Raw genomic sequence first — 14,230 nt, 5'->3', positions numbered from 1 at the left:
TTTTTGCCCGTCGTTCGCTCAAGAGGAGATGCCAGTGGGGCCTCAGCGGCTGGCCAGCGGGTAGGTGAACAGGGCCAGGTGGGCGAAGTTGAACAAAAAATGCAACAGGATGGCGACGCTCAGCCGTCCGCTGAGCTGGAACGCCAGCCCGTAGCAGGCCCCCGCCAGGGCGGCAAACAGCATCAGCAGCGGGCCACCGGCCAGATGCGCCGCCCCGAACAGCAGGCTGGCGACCAGGAGACCGAACCAGGGCTTGCTTCGGTTCGCCACCCCTTGCTGGATCAGGCCCCGAAACAGCGCCTCCTCCGCCACACAGGTGAACAGCAGGTTGTTGAGGGCAAACAGCCACCACCAGTGGGGCAGCCCCGGCTCGGGCCTGAGGGCGCCGAGCTGCCAGGCCGCCAGCAACAGGGCCGCCAGCGGCAGGATGAGCAGGGCCAGTGGTCGCCAGCGGATGGGACCTCCCTGGCCGAGCAGGGTGGGCCAGGCCAGCAGCAGGCCGAAGAAGATCAGCGGCTTGTCCAGATTGAGATACAGGCTGAAGGGCACGCTGGCGGGGCCGGCCTGCACCCGATCCAGTACCCTGAGGTTGTCAAAGCCCGGCACCTGATGCAGCGTCAGGGCGATGGCCCACAGCAGCACCAGCGTCAGTGCGATGCCACGCCAGGGTTGGGGCAGGCTGGGGGTTTGCCAGGCCAGCAACAGGCCGGCGAGGCTGACCAGCGCAGCGAAGGGGCTGAGGCGCCCCAGCCAGAGGGCGGTCAGCAGGGCGATCCCCAGCAGGATCAGGCCGGGTCTCGGCTGGCGGGCCAGGCAGAGCAGCACGGCCAGCGCCAGCACTCCCCAGATCAAGGCATCGGGTAGCGGTAACATTGAGTCTCCTTGCGAGTTAGAAGGGGCGCACCTTAACGATCCCTTCCCCCTGGCACAAGGCTCGATAGACTGGTCGGATCCCTGCCGCGGTCTGTTGTGCCGCCTGTCGGCCTCTGTCAGACCAATAAAAAAGCCGGAGCAGAGGCTCCGGCTTTGGTGAGAGGTTGTGGCGCGCATTCACGCGCCCAAGTCGTATTAACGGCCGGATTCGGCAATCACGCGGGCGATGATATCGGCACGCTTGGTCGCTTCCAGCTCGCCCAGGGCGATCAGGCCGGCCTTGAAGATGACGTTCTTCGGCAGGCTGACGTCGTCCAGGGTGGTGATGGCTTCCACGTGCAGGCCGTTCAGGCGGCTGGCATCGCGCGGGCTCAGGTTGACCTGAGTGTTCATCACCTGCTTGCCCTTCTTCTTGGCGGGCACGGCGGCTTTCTGGCTGGATTCCTGTTCTTCGTCTTCCGGCAGTTCGTCATCAAAATCGTAAATAGACATAGTCAATCCTGTTGGGTTGCAGCGGGCATGCTTGCCCGATAAATAGAGGGTGATCAGCCCATATCCTCATTGCGGATAAAGGCGCGCCAGGAGCCGAGCACCTGGGCAAAGTCTTCCAGTCCGCACATGGCCAGCTGCTCATCATCGTAGTAGGCGAGATCGTCGAGATCCTCATCCTGCTCGATATTGAGGACGTTGGCCTTCACCTCCGCCTCCTCATGGGTGAGCAGCAGCGAATAGTCGCCGCCGAGCAGACGGTATTCGACACGGCTGCGGTTGGACAGCTGGTCGATGATGGAGAACAGCTCGTCGAGCTTCTCCTCATCCTTTCCCACCTCGTCGATCAGCCATTGACCTATGGCTTCATGGCCCATGGAGAACCGGGCGCGATAGCCACCGAACGGGTCGCGGCGAAATTCATAGTCCATAACGGGATCCATATCGAAAGGACGGGGCCATCACCAGGGGACTGGCCTGCGCCAAATCCGTGATCCATGGTGGGCACACCTGGGGTAAAGTGGCCTATTCTAGCGATCCCCCCCTCGCTTGTCTTGATGATGTGGCATCTTTGCGCGGCCACCTCAGCTTTTTGCCCGGAGAGACCATGCAGTTAAATGACCCCCTGGCCCGGCAGATCGTCAGCCGGGCGATGAAGATCCTCTCGTTTTCGGTCAACCTGATGGACGAAGGCGCCGTCTCAGCATCGCCTGCGGCCACCTCAGCTTTTACCCGGAGAGCCCATGCAGCTAAATGATACCCTGGCCCGGCAGATCGTCAGCCGGGCGATGAAGATCCTCTCGTTCTCGGTCAACGTGATGGATGAACGCGGCCTCATCATCGCCTCAGGCAATCCGGAGCGGCTGCACCAGCGCCACGAGGGGGCCGTGCTGGCGCTGACCGAGAACCGGGTGGTGGAGATCAGCGAGGCCACCGCCCAGCAGCTCAAAGGGGTGCGGCCCGGCATCAACCTGCCTATCGCCTATCAGGGGGAGCTGCTCGGGGTCATCGGCATCTCGGGGGATCCGGAGGAAGTGCGCGCTTACGCCGAGCTGGTGCGGATGACCGCCGAGCTGATCCTCGAGCAGGCGGCGCTGACCGAGCAGCTGCAGTGGGACAAGCGCCACAAGGAGGAGCTGGTGCTGCAGCTCATCCGCGGCGAGGGGCGGGTCGATCAGCTGCAGCAGGCGGCCCGCTTCCTCGAGCTGGATCTGGCCCAGCCTCGGGTGGTGGCCGTGCTGACGCTGGAGGAGGCCGATCCCGCCCGGTTGCGGGAGCTGGTGCATCTGCTGGAGTACCCGGAGCGGGACAACCTGGTGGCCATCAACGGCCTGGACGAGATAGTGGTGCTCAAACCGGCCCAGCTCAGCGACGGCGTCTGGCAATCGGCGCAGGAGCGCAGCCGCATCAAGCAGCTGTTGGCCCGCATTCCCCATTTCAAGGTGCGCATCGGGGTGGGTGATTACTTCGCCGGGATCGACGGCCTGGCCCGCTCCTACCAGACCGCCCGCGACACCCTGCGCCGTGGCATGCGCCAGGCACCGCGCAAACAGGTCTACTTCTTCGAGGATTACCGGCTACCGGTGCTGCTCGGCAGTCTGGCGGACTCCTGGCAGGCTGATCAGCTGCGGGCTCCCCTGCTCAGGCTGGCGCAAGAGGATGCAAAGGGAACGCTGCAAAAGACGCTGCGCCAATATTTCTTGCAGGATTGTGATCTGCATCCCTGTGCCGATGCCTTGTTCATTCATCCCAATACCCTGCGTTACCGGCTGACCCGGATAGAGCAGATAACAGGGTTAAATTTCAACAAGTTAGATGACAAGTTCCTGCTCTATCTCGGGCTCAATCTCGACGGTTGATTTGTTCATATGAACAAAAAGTGACGATATGAAAACGAAAGCTTTGGCTTTTCGGCCAAAGCTTTCCGACCCGGGATCACCATAATGGCCACCACTTACTCCCACTCAAGGTGCCCGTCATGATCCCTGTATCCGCGCTCGGTGCTCTCGCTGCGCTCTCCATCGCCATCTTCCTCATCCTGAAGAAGGTGCCGCCCGCTTACGGCATGATCGTCGGTGCCCTGGCCGGTGGCCTGATCGGCGGAGCCGACCTGACCCAGACCGTCGCCCTGATGATCGGCGGCGCCCAGGGGATCACCACCGCCGTGATGCGGATCCTGGCGGCCGGCGTGCTGGCCGGCGTGCTGATCGAATCCGGTGCGGCCACCACCATCGCCGAGACCATCGTCAAGAAGCTCGGTGAGACCCGCGCCCTGCTGGCGCTGGCGCTGGCCACCCTGATCCTGACCGCGGTCGGCGTGTTCGTGGACGTGGCCGTCATCACTGTCGCCCCCATCGCCCTGGCCATCGCTCGCCGTGCCGACCTCTCCAAGGCCGCCATCCTGCTGGCCATGATAGGTGGCGGCAAGGCGGGCAACGTCATGTCCCCCAACCCGAACGCCATCGCCGCGTCCGACGCCTTCCACCTGCCGCTCACCTCGGTGATGGCGGCCGGCATCATCCCTGGCCTGTTCGGTCTGGTGATGGCCTACTGGCTGGCCAAGCGCCTCAACAACAAGGGCAGCAAGGTCGCCGCCGACGAGGTGGTGAGCTTTGACGGTGCCCAGCTGCCCGGCTTCTTGGCCGCCATCAGCGCGCCCCTGGTCGCCATCCTGCTGCTGGCCCTGCGCCCGCTGGCCGGTATAGTCGTGGATCCGCTCATCGCCCTGCCGCTCGGCGGCCTGGTCGGCGCCCTGATGATGGGCAAGTTCAGCAAGGTGAACCAGTTTGCGGTCTCCGGTCTGGCCCGCATGGCGCCGGTGGCCATCATGCTGCTGGGTACCGGTACCCTGGCGGGCATCATCGCCAACTCCGGTCTGAAGGATGTGCTGATCAGCGGCCTGACCGCCTCCGGTCTGCCCTCCTACCTGCTGGCCCCCATCTCCGGCGCCCTGATGTCGCTGGCGACCGCCTCGACCACAGCCGGGACCGTGGTGGCCTCCAACGTGTTCAGCTCCACCCTGATCGAACTCGGCATCACCAGCCTGGCCGGCGCCGCCATGATCCACGCCGGTGCCACCGTATTTGACCACATGCCGCACGGCTCCTTCTTCCATGCCACCGGGGGCAGCGTCCACATGGGCGTGAGCGAGCGTCTGAAGCTCATCCCCTACGAAACTGCCGTCGGTCTGACCATTGCAGCCGTCTCTACCCTGATGTTTGGCGTGTTTGGTCTCGCCTAAGGAACTGATATGAAAATTGTTATCGCACCAGATTCATTCAAGGAGAGCCTGAGCGCCATGGCGGTGGCAGATGCCATCGAGGCCGGTTTCAAGCAGATATTGCCCGACGCCACCTACATCAAGCTGCCCATGGCCGATGGCGGTGAGGGCACGGTACAGTCGCTGATCGACGCCACTGGCGGTCGCATTCTGCCGGTCGAAGTGACGGCACCGCTCGGCAACAAGGTACAGGGCTTCGTCGGCCTGCTGGGGGATGGCGAGCGGGCCATCATCGAGATGGCGGCGGCCTCCGGCCTGCACCTGGTGGCACCGGAGCGGCGCAACCCGCTGCTCACCTCCAGCTGGGGCACGGGTGAGCTGATCCTGGCGGCGCTGGAGATGGGGGTGACCCACCTCATCCTCGGCATCGGTGGCAGCGCCACCAATGACGGCGGTGCCGGCATGATCCAGGCGCTCGGTGGCCAGCTGCTCAAGGCCGATGGCAGCCCCATCGCCCTGGGCGGCGGGGCCTTGAGTGAGTTGGCGCGCATCGATCTGAGCGGGCTGGATCCTCGCCTGACCGGGCTCACCATAGAGGTGGCTTGTGACGTGGACAACCCGTTGTGCGGCCCGAAAGGCGCCTCCGCCGTGTTCGGCCCACAGAAGGGGGCGACCCCGGAGATGGTGGCCCAGCTGGACGCCAATCTGGCGCACTACGCGGACTGCATCGAGCAGGCCCTCGGCAAACAGGTGAAGGCCATTCCGGGGGCGGGCGCCGCCGGTGGCATGGGCGCCGCCCTGGTGGGGCTGCTGGGCGCCGAGCTCAAGCCCGGCATCCAGATCGTCATCGAGGCGTTGAAGCTGGCCGAGGCGGTGGCCGATGCGGATCTCGTCATCACCGGCGAGGGGCGGATCGACAGCCAGACCATCCACGGCAAGACCCCCATCGGGGTGGCGCGTTGCGCCAAGCAGTTCGGCAAGCCGGTGATCGGCATCTCCGGCTGTATCACCGACGATTACGGCGTGGTGCATGAGCACGGCCTGGACGCGGTGTTTGCCGTGGTCAACCGCGCCATGTCCCTGCCGGAGGCGCTGGCGACCGCCACCACCAACCTGCAGCTCACGGCCCGCAACGTCGCGGCCCTCTATATGCTGCGCAACTAGTCCCTCTTCTGGCCGGTGCAGGGCACCGGCCACCCTCTGCCCCGTGTAGCGGATGTGGTTGCTTGCCTGCTGGCAGACCCTCTGACGCACCTTGCCGATCCCTGGATCGGCTTTTTTCATTTTCATTATCTCGCTGTCTTTTATATGGTTTTTGTATTCTGCCCGTCTGCTTTGCGGCATAGTGATCCCCCCCATACTGAGGGGCAACGTGCGAGGAGCAACCCATGATCTTGCTGACCCTGGGGGTAGTGCTATTTACCCTGATCCACCTCTATCCCTGCTTCGCCGTGACCCACCGTGCCCGCCTGCGCGACCGGCTGGGAGTGCAGCGCTACAAGGGACTCTTCTCGCTGCTGGTGTTCGTCGCCATCGCCTGCATCCTCGCCGGCTGGCGCAGCGCCAGCCCCATGCCACTCTATTTTCTGCCCACCTGGGGCCCGGCCCTGGCGATGGGGCTGATGCCCGTCGCGCTGATCCTGCTCTGTGCCGGGCAGGGGGCCAACCACTTCCGGCGCTGGCTGGTGCACCCCCAGCTCATCGGTGCCCTGCTGTGGGCGGGGGCTCATTTGACTGTGAACAGCGAGGCGCGCTCCCTGGTGCTGTTCGGAGGCCTGGGAATATGGGCCCTGGTCAGCATCGTCTGGATTTCGGTGCGGGACTGGCAGCAGAAACCGCGCCCGGCGGCGAGCTGGCAGGGCACGGGGATCTGCGTGGGGGCGGGGCTGGCGCTCACGGCGCTGCTCATCTTCTGGGGCCATGGCTGGCTGACGGGCATAGCGCTGCACTGAGCATGAAATGAACCGGAGCCGCGGCGGATACGTATGCTATTCATCTGTTCAAAAGGAGTTGCCCGATGAAATGGTTCACTCTGTTGTTATTGTTCGGCGCAGGCCAGGCGCTGGCCGCCTGCCCCGACTACTTCAATGTGGAGCAACGGGAGCTCAACAGCACCCGGCGCCATAACCTCTGCCAACTGACCGAGGGCAAGGTGGTGCTGGTGGTCAACACCGCCTCCTACTGCGGCTATCGCGGCCAGTTCCGGGAGCTGGAATCGCTCTACCAGAGCTACAAGGATAAGGGGCTGATCGTCCTGGGTTTTCCGTCCAATGACTTCTGGCAGGAGGCGGGGGATGAGGGCAAGACCGCCACCGTCTGCCGCCGTGACTACGGCGTGACCTTTCCCATGTTCAACCGGATCGCCGTGCGCGGATCCGATGCCAGCCCCCTGTATAAGGGGCTTGCGGCCGCCGCCGGTGGCGACGCTCCCGGCTGGAACTTCCACAAGTACCTGATCGGGCGTGATGGCAAGCTGATCGCGAGCTATGGCGCCAGCCAGAATCCGGGTGCGGATCCCCTGCTGGCCGCGGTGAAGCAGGCGCTCGGCCGCTAGGCCTCACCGGACTACTCTGGAATAATGGCGGCAGGCTCCTCTATCTGGTAACCCCGTGCTGCAACGCCTCCCTCAAATGCTGATCTTCGATGCCCTGGTCCGTGAACAGGGCATCTCCGCCGCCGCGCGCCGGCTCGGCGTTTCCAAGTCCCACATCAGCAAGCAACTGGCGCTGCTGGAGGCCGCGCTCGGTGCCCAGCTGGTGCAGCGCACCACCCGCCGCTTCTCCCTGACCGAACTCGGCCAGGAGTATGCCCGCCACTGCCGCGCCCTGGTGGCGGTGGCGCAGGAGGCGGATTCCATGGTGGCGGAGCGGCGTGGCAAGGTGAGTGGCGTCCTGCACCTGGGGGTCGGTCAGTCCTTTGGCCGGCTGCACGTGATACCGCGCCTCAAGGCGTTCCAGGATCGCTACCCCGAGCTGGAGCTGGAGGTCTCCCTATTCGATCACCGCACCAACCTGGTGGATGAGGGGCTGGATCTCTGGATCACCACCTACGAGGACAAGCCGGAGGCGCTGGTGGGGCAGCGGCTGGCAGACATCGGCTTCGTGCTGGTGGCCTCGCCGGACTATCTGCTGAGCCACGGCACCCCGCTGCACCCGAAGGATCTGGCCCAGCACAACTGCATCACCTACCAGAGCCGGGAGCGGCGCTACCACGAATGGTCGTTCCGCCAGGGCAAGGAGCGCCAGACGGTGCAGGTGGCGGGCAACTACCGGGTGGATCTGGCGGAGGCGGTGCGGGATGCGGCCCTGGCCGGGCTTGGCATCGCCTATGTCGCCAACTACCTGCTGGACAAGGAGTTGCAGTCCGGCCAGCTCATCCCCCTGCTGCCCCAATGGCGGCCGAACCAGAAGATGGCGGTGCACGCCGTCTATGTCAGGCGCGAGCATCTGGATCCGAAGATCCGGCTGTTCATCGACTTTCTCAAGGAGAGCTTCGGCCCAGACCCCTATTGGGAGCAGCGGCTTGCTCCCTGGCTCGGCGGTAAATTGTCCGGCACAGGGGAATGATCGTTTCTGTATAAAAACACTGGCTTTCCGCTGATACTAAAATCTAGCCAAATCAGCCAGTTGCCGCAACCGGTGTCGTGCAAACGTTTTTGCTAACAGGATCGTAACCAAGTGGGCTTGCAGTGACGGGGCAGGGAGCGCAGAATCCGCGCCCATCTTCTGCCTCACCTGATGGAATCCCCATGATCGCCCTGCTCGGCATCCTCTGTATCCTGGCTCTGGCCGCACTCTGTTCTGATAATCGTCGTCGTATCCCGTTGCGAACAGTGGGTTTCGCCCTCTGCCTGCAAGTGCTCTTCGCCGGCCTGGTACTCTGGTTGCCCGCCGGCCAGCATGTGCTGAACGGGGTCAGCGAGAGCGTCAGCAGCGTGATCGGCTACGGTCAGGAGGGGATCGCCTTCCTGTTCGGCGATCTGGCCAAGTTCAAGCTGGGCTTCATCTTCGCCTTCAACGTGCTGCCGGTCATCATCTTCTTCTCCGCCCTCATCGCCATCCTTTACCACATCGGCCTGATGCCGAGGGTCATCGCCCTGCTCGGTGGCGGCCTGCAGAAGCTGCTGGGCACCGGCCGGGCCGAGAGCCTCTCCGCCACCGCCAACATCTTCGTCGGCATGGTGGAGGCGCCGCTGGTGGTCAAACCCTACCTCTCCAAGATGTCTGACTCCCAGTTCTTCGCGGTGATGAGCTGTGGCCTCGCCTCGGTGGCCGGTGGCACCCTGGTGGGTTATGCCAGCATCGGGGTCGAGCTGAAATACCTGATCGCGGCGGCCTTCATGTCGGCCCCCGCCGGTCTGGCCATGGCCAAGATCCTGGTACCGCCTGCCGCAGATGAGGTGGACAACCATCAGGACGTGGAGATCCCGCGCGCGACCAACGTCATCGAGGCGGCGGCCGACGGTGCCATGGCGGGGCTGAACATTGCTGTGGCCGTCGGCGCCACCCTGCTGGCCTTCGTCGGGGTGATCGCCCTGCTCAACGGTCTGCTGGGCTGGGTGGGTGATCTGGCCGGACTGGAGCTGAGCTTCCAGATAATCCTGGGCTGGCTGTTCGCCCCCGTCTCCTGGCTGATCGGGGTACCCTGGGATCAGGCCCAGGCCGCCGGTGCCCTGATCGGGACCAAGATCGTCATCAACGAGTTCGTCGCCTTCATCGCCCTGGTGCAGGATCAGACCCTGAACGAGTCGAGCAAGGCCATAGTCACCTTCGCCCTGTGCGGTTTCGCCAACATCTCCTCAATGGCGATCCTCATCGGTGGCCTGGGCTCCATGGTGCCGGAGCGCAAGGCTTTCATCGCCCGTTACGGCATGCGTGCCATCCTGGCGGGGGTGCTGGCGAACCTGATGAGCGCCTCGCTGGCGGGCCTATTCCTCGCCCTCTGATGAGCCCCGAGTCAGCCACTTTCGGTCAAGGCCCGCTTCGGCGGGCCTTTTCGTGGCCGTTTTCGGGCACAAAAAAAGCGCCTCAGAGGAGGCGCGGGGAAAAGACAGATTGGAAGCGTCACATGGGTGCCACTTGAATGAGGGATGAGCCATACCATCCAAGTGTCAGGTCATCATGCCAGCCCCTGTCTGAAGCCCTTCTGAGGCGATTCTTCATACTATGTTCATTTTGCTAAACGCCGGGCGGGGTCAGTTCAAAGCCGCTGCCCTCCTGCTCCAGCGCCAAGAGCCAGCGCTTGATGGGAATGCCGCCACCGTAGCCGGTCAGCTCGCCGTTGCGGCCTATGACCCTGTGGCAGGGCACTATGATGCTCAAGGGGTTCTGGCCGTTGGCGGCCCCCACCGCGCGCACCGCCTTGGGATTGCCGATGGCCCGGGCGATGTCGAGGTAGCTGACGGTCTCGCCATAGGGGATGTCGCACAGGGCGTGCCACACAGATTGCTGGAAGGGGGTGCCCCTGGCGGCGAGCGGCAGCGTGAAGCGCCGCAAGCGGCCGGCGAAGTAGGCCTCGAATTGTTCGACGAAGGGGGCGAGCGCGACATCGTCCCGCAGCCACTCGGGGGCCGGCATCACGGGCCGCTCACCCCGCACAAACTCCACATAACGCAGTCCGTCCTTGTCGATGGCGACGAGCAGGGGACCCTGGGCGCTGTCGCAGAAGCTGTATCTCATCTGTGTTGATTCCTTGGCGTGGGCAGTCGAGGTCATTCCAGCACGGGTTTGCCGCGGGCCGACTTGATGTCCCCCTTGCGCTTCTTGGCGTCGACCCGCTTGCGCTGGGAGCTGCGGGTCGGCTTGGTGGCGTGGCGGGCCTTGGGGCGCCACGCGGCCTTCTTCAGCAGCTCGGTCAGCCGGCTCATGGCCTCCTTGCGGTTCATGTCCTGGCTGCGATGGGTCTCGACCCTGATCTGGATGAAGCCGTCATGGACCCGGCTGTCGCTCAGCTTCTCCAGCCCCTCCTTGTAGAGGTCCGGCAGGCTGGGGGAGTCGCGGTAATCGAAGCGCAACCAGACGGCGGAGTCCGTCTTGTTGACATGCTGACCGCCGGCGCCCTGGGCGCGCATGGTCTGGAACTGCAGCTCGTGCCAGGGAATGATCACGCTGTTGGAGATGACTAACATGGGGTGATGCTCTCATTTGGTGCATCAAGGGAGTCTGGTGCAGCTTGGTGCCTCATTATGGGGCGAGATGCGCTTCCTTGGTGATCTTGGGTCTTAGCAGCCCAAGGGTTAAAGCCTATCTTTATGAAAATAAACAATAAAAATACTTGGCACAAGAATTGATGACCAATCCATGACATACCATGGATTGGGAGCAACCAGATGAAGCTGATTACTGCGATTATCAAACCCTTCAAGTTGGACGACGTGCGCGAGGCCATCGCCAACCTGGGGGTCGAAGGCCTGACCGTGTCCGAGGTCAAGGGATTTGGCCGCCAGAAGGGGCACACCGAATTATACCGGGGAGCCGAGTATCAGGTCGACTTCCTGCCCAAGGTGAAGCTGGAAATCGCCACCGCCGACGACAACGTGGAGGGGGTGATAGAGGCTATCTGCAAGGCGGCCTACACCGGCAAGATCGGCGACGGCAAGATCTTCGTCTATGACCTGCTGCAGGCGGTGCGGATCCGCACCGGCGAGAGCGACGACGAGGCGCTCTAATCCCGCATCCTCTTCCCGGAGCAGGCATGGGCCCAGGCCGGACATCAGCCAAGGCAGGCTGACGCCATGCCTTGATGGCCAATCAGACCGTGACTCTAAGTCATCGAGAGGCTGGGTGGGATTCCATCCGGTCTTTTTCTTCGGTCAACGGTTAAATATGTGATCCTACCTCTGTAAACCACCTTGATCCCGCTGTCGTGCCTCATGCAGAATGCAAACGCAAATTGTTATCACTCGATGCACAACTCAAGGAACGGATGATGAAAATGAAGATGCTGGCACTGGCTTTCTCTACCCTGGCTGCCCAGTCGGCATTTGCCGCCGCTGAAGTAAACGTCTACTCCAACCGGCAGGATGAGCTGATCAAGCCCATCATCCAGCAGTTCGAGAAAGAATCCGGGATCAAGGTCAACGTGGTGTTCGCCAAAGAGGGGCTGAACGAGCGTCTGGAGCGGGAAGGCAAGCTCTCCCCGGCCGATCTGATGCTGACCGTCGACATCAGCCGCCTGACCGATCTGGTGGACAAGGATCTGGTGCAGTCGGTGGACAGCAAGATACTGCAGGAGAACATCCCGTCCATCTATCGGGATCCGGACAACAAGTGGTTCGCCCTGACCACCCGGGTACGCGCCATCTACTCCAGCAAGGATCGTCTCGGCAAGCTCGACACCATCCGCTACGAAGATCTGGTCAAGCCTGAATACAAAGGGAAAATTTGTACCCGCAGCGGCAAGCATGAGTACAATGTGGCGCTGGTCTCCTCCATGATCGCCCATCACGGCATGGCGGACGCCAAGACCTGGCTGGAAGGGGTCAAGGCCAACCTGGCGCGCAAGCCGCAGGGCAACGATCGGGATCAAGTCAAGGCCATCAAGGACGGCATCTGCGATCTGTCGCTGGGTAACAGCTACTACCTGGGCGCCATGCTCAAGGATCCCGCCCAGAAGTCCTGGGCCGATGCGGTCTACATCAACTTCCCGAATCAGGCCGACCGCGGTGCCCACGTCAACGTGAGTGGCGTGGCCATGACCAAGTATGCCAAGAACAAGGAAGCCGCCCAGAAGCTGATGGAGTTCCTCTCTGGCGACACCGCCCAGCACCTCTATGCGGATGTGAATGCCGAGTATCCGGTCAAGGCCGGGGTCGAGCCTTCCGCCATGGTCAAGTCCTGGGGCAGTTTCAAGTCTGACGCCATGCCGGTCAGCGAATACGCCAAGTACCGCAAGGATGCCTTGCAGTTGCTGGATGAAGTGAAGTTCGACTTGTAATCAGATGGGGCCAAAGGCCCCATCAATCACTGTGGTCCCATGAAAAATTTTGGTTGGATTGCCGGCAGCTGGGCCACCGCCCTGCTGCTGGGTTTGCCCGTTATCGCCCTGATCTTCTCTGCCCTGTCGGCGGACGGGGAGCTGTTTCGCCACCTCGCCGATACTGTGCTGCTCGACTACATCGCCAACACCTCGGCCCTGGTGCTGGGGGTGGTGCTGCTCAGCCTGCTGTTCGGGGTCCCCACCGCCTGGCTGGTGGCCATGTGCCAGGTGCCGGGGCGCCGTGCCCTGCAGTGGGCGCTGATGCTGCCCATGGCCATGCCCTCCTACATAGTGGCCTACGTCTATACCGACCTGCTGGATTACTCGGGTCCGTTGCAGGCGGGGCTGCGCACCCTGTTTGACTGGAACACCCCCACCGATTACTGGTTCCCGGCCATCCGCTCCCTCGGCGGGGCCGCCTGGGTGCTGGCGCTGGTGCTGTTCCCCTATGTCTACCTGCTGGCCCGTGCTTCGTTTTTGGAGCAGTCGGTCAGCCTCATTCACTCCAGCCGATTGCTCGGCTGCACTCCCTGGCAGAGTTTTCGCCGCCTCAGCCTGCCGCTGGCCCGCCCCGCCATCATGGTGGCGGTCTCCCTGGTGGCGATGGAGACCCTGGCGGACTTCGCCACCGTCCACTTCTTCGCCATCAACACGCTCACGACCGCGATTTACGACACCTGGCTCGGTTACGGCAGCCTGGCCACCGCCGCCCGCCTCTCCTGCCTGATGTTGCTGGCGGTGGTGCTGCTGATCGCCGTCGAGCGCCGCTCCCGCCAGCGCCAGCAGGTGTTCCAGAAGTCCATGGGCCATGAGCCGCCGCTGCGCTATCCGCTCAGAGGGCTACCTCGCTTGCTGGCCGGGCTCTGGTGCTGGGGGCTGGTGGTGGCGGGCTTCGCGCTGCCGTTCGCCATCCTGCTCGATTACGGGGTACGCTACTTCGAGCTCTCCTGGACCCCGGAGTTCGTCCGCTTCGCCGGCAACAGCCTGACCATCTCGACGCTGACCGCCCTGCTCGCCATGGGGATAGCCCTGCTGCTCGGCTTCTTCCGGCGCCTCGATGGCGGCATCCGCAGCCTGCTGCCGCTGCGCATCGCCGCCATGGGCTATGCCATGCCGGGCACTGTGCTCGCTATCGGGGTGCTGGTGCCGCTGACGGCGCTCGATTTTGGCATCAACGATCTGGCCGAGTGGCTCGGGATGCAGGGTCCGGGCCTGCTGTTGACCGGCACCCTCACCGCCATCGTGTTCGGCTATCTGGTGCGCTTCGTGGCCATCGCCATCGGCTCGGTGGAGAGCAGCATGGGCAAGATCTCCCCCAGCCTCGACATGGCGGCCCGCTCCCTGGGGCAGGGCTCTGGCGGCATGCTGCGCCGGGTTCATCTGCCACTGGTGCGGCGCGGCCTGTTCGCCGGCGCCATGCTGGTATTCATCGAATCCATGAAGGAGCTGCCCGCCGCCCTGCTGCTGCGGCCGTTCAACTTCGATACCCTGGCGACCCACGTCTATCAGTTCGTCTCGGACGAGATGCTGGAGCGGGGGGCGCTCGGCGCCATCGTCATAGTGCTGGTGGGGCTGCTGCCGCTGATCTGGGTCAACCGCAGCCTGGACAGCCCGGGCCACTAGGCCCGTCACTACAGAATATGAACGCGCCCCGGCCATCGGCGGGGGAGG

General features: G+C 63.6%; 16 protein-coding genes. 11 read left to right on the top strand and 5 right to left on the bottom strand.

The window, feature by feature from the left end; translation table 11 throughout:
- Positions 1-42 precede the first annotated feature (42 nt).
- From KW825_RS05770 to KW825_RS05760, 3 genes are all read right to left on the bottom strand, one after another.
- Positions 43-873 (bottom strand): CPBP family intramembrane glutamic endopeptidase, encoded by an 831-nt coding sequence (locus KW825_RS05770; RefSeq protein ID WP_218328603.1) that lies wholly within the window; start codon positions 871-873, stop codon positions 43-45.
- A 195-nt stretch (positions 874-1,068) separates the two neighbouring features.
- A complete protein-coding gene (locus KW825_RS05765; protein ID WP_005332293.1) occupies positions 1,069-1,365 on the bottom strand; it encodes a hypothetical protein in 297 nt (98 codons plus the stop codon).
- Between the two features lie 53 nt (positions 1,366-1,418).
- On the bottom strand, positions 1,419-1,793 hold the full coding sequence (locus KW825_RS05760) for a YacL family protein (RefSeq protein WP_042652094.1): 375 nt from the start codon (positions 1,791-1,793) through the stop codon (positions 1,419-1,421).
- 176 nt (positions 1,794-1,969) lie between these two features.
- On the opposite strand from KW825_RS05760, the gene KW825_RS05755 reads away from it, so the two are divergent.
- The 8 genes from KW825_RS05755 to KW825_RS05720 all read left to right on the top strand — a co-directional run bounded on the left by KW825_RS05755 (position 1,970) and on the right by KW825_RS05720 (position 9,527).
- Positions 1,970-2,119: a hypothetical protein gene (locus KW825_RS05755; RefSeq protein WP_218328602.1), complete on the top strand. Its 150-nt coding sequence runs from the start codon at positions 1,970-1,972 to the stop codon at positions 2,117-2,119.
- Positions 2,106-3,221 carry a sugar diacid recognition domain-containing protein gene (locus KW825_RS05750; protein ID WP_042652096.1) on the top strand — a complete coding sequence of 372 codons (1,116 nt, stop codon included), beginning with the start codon at positions 2,106-2,108 and terminating at the stop codon, positions 3,219-3,221. The genes KW825_RS05755 and KW825_RS05750 overlap by 14 nt, the downstream gene beginning before the upstream one ends.
- 119 nt (positions 3,222-3,340) lie before the next feature.
- Entirely contained in the window at positions 3,341-4,603 is a 1,263-nt protein-coding gene (locus KW825_RS05745) for a GntP family permease (RefSeq protein WP_033129222.1), read from the top strand.
- Between the two features lie 9 nt (positions 4,604-4,612).
- Positions 4,613-5,746: a glycerate kinase gene (locus KW825_RS05740; protein ID WP_218328601.1), complete on the top strand. Its 1,134-nt coding sequence runs from the start codon at positions 4,613-4,615 to the stop codon at positions 5,744-5,746.
- A gap of 224 nt (positions 5,747-5,970) precedes the next feature.
- Positions 5,971-6,534 carry an NnrU family protein gene (locus KW825_RS05735; RefSeq protein ID WP_218328600.1) on the top strand — a complete coding sequence of 188 codons (564 nt, stop codon included), beginning with the start codon at positions 5,971-5,973 and terminating at the stop codon, positions 6,532-6,534.
- 65 nt (positions 6,535-6,599) lie between these two features.
- Positions 6,600-7,136 (top strand): glutathione peroxidase, encoded by a 537-nt coding sequence (locus KW825_RS05730; RefSeq protein ID WP_218328599.1) that lies wholly within the window; start codon positions 6,600-6,602, stop codon positions 7,134-7,136.
- 76 nt (positions 7,137-7,212) lie between these two features.
- Positions 7,213-8,148, top strand: a complete 936-nt coding sequence (locus KW825_RS05725) for a LysR family transcriptional regulator (protein WP_218328598.1) — start codon at positions 7,213-7,215, stop codon at positions 8,146-8,148.
- A gap of 182 nt (positions 8,149-8,330) precedes the next feature.
- Positions 8,331-9,527 carry a NupC/NupG family nucleoside CNT transporter gene (locus tag KW825_RS05720; RefSeq protein ID WP_218291175.1) on the top strand — a complete coding sequence of 399 codons (1,197 nt, stop codon included), beginning with the start codon at positions 8,331-8,333 and terminating at the stop codon, positions 9,525-9,527.
- A gap of 232 nt (positions 9,528-9,759) precedes the next feature.
- Here KW825_RS05720 and KW825_RS05715 read toward each other — a convergent pair whose 3' ends face one another.
- Together KW825_RS05715 and arfB are read right to left on the bottom strand one after the other, a co-directional pair.
- Positions 9,760-10,260 (bottom strand): methylated-DNA--[protein]-cysteine S-methyltransferase, encoded by a 501-nt coding sequence (locus KW825_RS05715; protein ID WP_218328597.1) that lies wholly within the window; start codon positions 10,258-10,260, stop codon positions 9,760-9,762.
- 32 nt (positions 10,261-10,292) lie between these two features.
- Complete coding sequence (arfB, locus tag KW825_RS05710) at positions 10,293-10,709, bottom strand: alternative ribosome rescue aminoacyl-tRNA hydrolase ArfB (protein ID WP_042652102.1); 417 nt, start codon at positions 10,707-10,709, stop codon at positions 10,293-10,295.
- A gap of 201 nt (positions 10,710-10,910) precedes the next feature.
- On the opposite strand from arfB, the gene glnK reads away from it, so the two are divergent.
- The 3 genes from glnK (at position 10,911) to KW825_RS05695 (ending at position 14,182) form a co-directional block, all read left to right on the top strand.
- Positions 10,911-11,249 carry a P-II family nitrogen regulator gene (gene glnK, locus KW825_RS05705; RefSeq protein WP_011704615.1) on the top strand — a complete coding sequence of 113 codons (339 nt, stop codon included), beginning with the start codon at positions 10,911-10,913 and terminating at the stop codon, positions 11,247-11,249.
- Between the two features lie 260 nt (positions 11,250-11,509).
- Positions 11,510-12,517, top strand: a complete 1,008-nt coding sequence (locus KW825_RS05700; protein WP_218328596.1) for a Fe(3+) ABC transporter substrate-binding protein — start codon at positions 11,510-11,512, stop codon at positions 12,515-12,517.
- A gap of 39 nt (positions 12,518-12,556) precedes the next feature.
- Positions 12,557-14,182, top strand: coding sequence for an iron ABC transporter permease (locus tag KW825_RS05695; protein WP_218328595.1), 1,626 nt, complete (start codon positions 12,557-12,559; stop codon positions 14,180-14,182).
- The last annotated feature ends 48 nt before the right edge of the window (positions 14,183-14,230 follow it).

Source organism: Aeromonas sp. sif2433, assembly GCF_019218705.1.
Classification (GTDB): Bacteria; Pseudomonadota; Gammaproteobacteria; order Enterobacterales; family Aeromonadaceae; genus Aeromonas; species Aeromonas encheleia.
Note: the sequence above shows the minus strand (reverse complement) of the source record. Positions and strands in the feature narration are given on the sequence as shown.

Excerpts from the sequence above, each read along its gene's own strand:
- KW825_RS05765 (WP_005332293.1), bottom strand. The coding sequence starts at position 1,365 with ATGTCTATTTACGATTTTGATGACGAACTGCCGGAAGACGAAGAACAG.
- KW825_RS05755 (WP_218328602.1), top strand. The coding sequence starts at position 1,970 with ATGCAGTTAAATGACCCCCTGGCCCGGCAGATCGTCAGCCGGGCGATG.
- arfB (WP_042652102.1), bottom strand. The coding sequence starts at position 10,709 with ATGTTAGTCATCTCCAACAGCGTGATCATTCCCTGGCACGAGCTGCAG.
- KW825_RS05715 (WP_218328597.1), bottom strand. The coding sequence starts at position 10,260 with ATGAGATACAGCTTCTGCGACAGCGCCCAGGGTCCCCTGCTCGTCGCC.
- KW825_RS05720 (WP_218291175.1), top strand. The coding sequence starts at position 8,331 with ATGATCGCCCTGCTCGGCATCCTCTGTATCCTGGCTCTGGCCGCACTC.
- KW825_RS05695 (WP_218328595.1), top strand. The coding sequence starts at position 12,557 with ATGAAAAATTTTGGTTGGATTGCCGGCAGCTGGGCCACCGCCCTGCTG.
- KW825_RS05735 (WP_218328600.1), top strand. The coding sequence starts at position 5,971 with ATGATCTTGCTGACCCTGGGGGTAGTGCTATTTACCCTGATCCACCTC.
- KW825_RS05745 (WP_033129222.1), top strand. The coding sequence starts at position 3,341 with ATGATCCCTGTATCCGCGCTCGGTGCTCTCGCTGCGCTCTCCATCGCC.
- KW825_RS05770 (WP_218328603.1), bottom strand. The coding sequence starts at position 873 with ATGTTACCGCTACCCGATGCCTTGATCTGGGGAGTGCTGGCGCTGGCC.
- glnK (WP_011704615.1), top strand. The coding sequence starts at position 10,911 with ATGAAGCTGATTACTGCGATTATCAAACCCTTCAAGTTGGACGACGTG.
- KW825_RS05750 (WP_042652096.1), top strand. The coding sequence starts at position 2,106 with ATGCAGCTAAATGATACCCTGGCCCGGCAGATCGTCAGCCGGGCGATG.
- KW825_RS05740 (WP_218328601.1), top strand. The coding sequence starts at position 4,613 with ATGAAAATTGTTATCGCACCAGATTCATTCAAGGAGAGCCTGAGCGCC.
- KW825_RS05700 (WP_218328596.1), top strand. The coding sequence starts at position 11,510 with ATGAAAATGAAGATGCTGGCACTGGCTTTCTCTACCCTGGCTGCCCAG.
- KW825_RS05730 (WP_218328599.1), top strand. The coding sequence starts at position 6,600 with ATGAAATGGTTCACTCTGTTGTTATTGTTCGGCGCAGGCCAGGCGCTG.
- KW825_RS05725 (WP_218328598.1), top strand. The coding sequence starts at position 7,213 with ATGCTGATCTTCGATGCCCTGGTCCGTGAACAGGGCATCTCCGCCGCC.
- KW825_RS05760 (WP_042652094.1), bottom strand. The coding sequence starts at position 1,793 with ATGGACTATGAATTTCGCCGCGACCCGTTCGGTGGCTATCGCGCCCGG.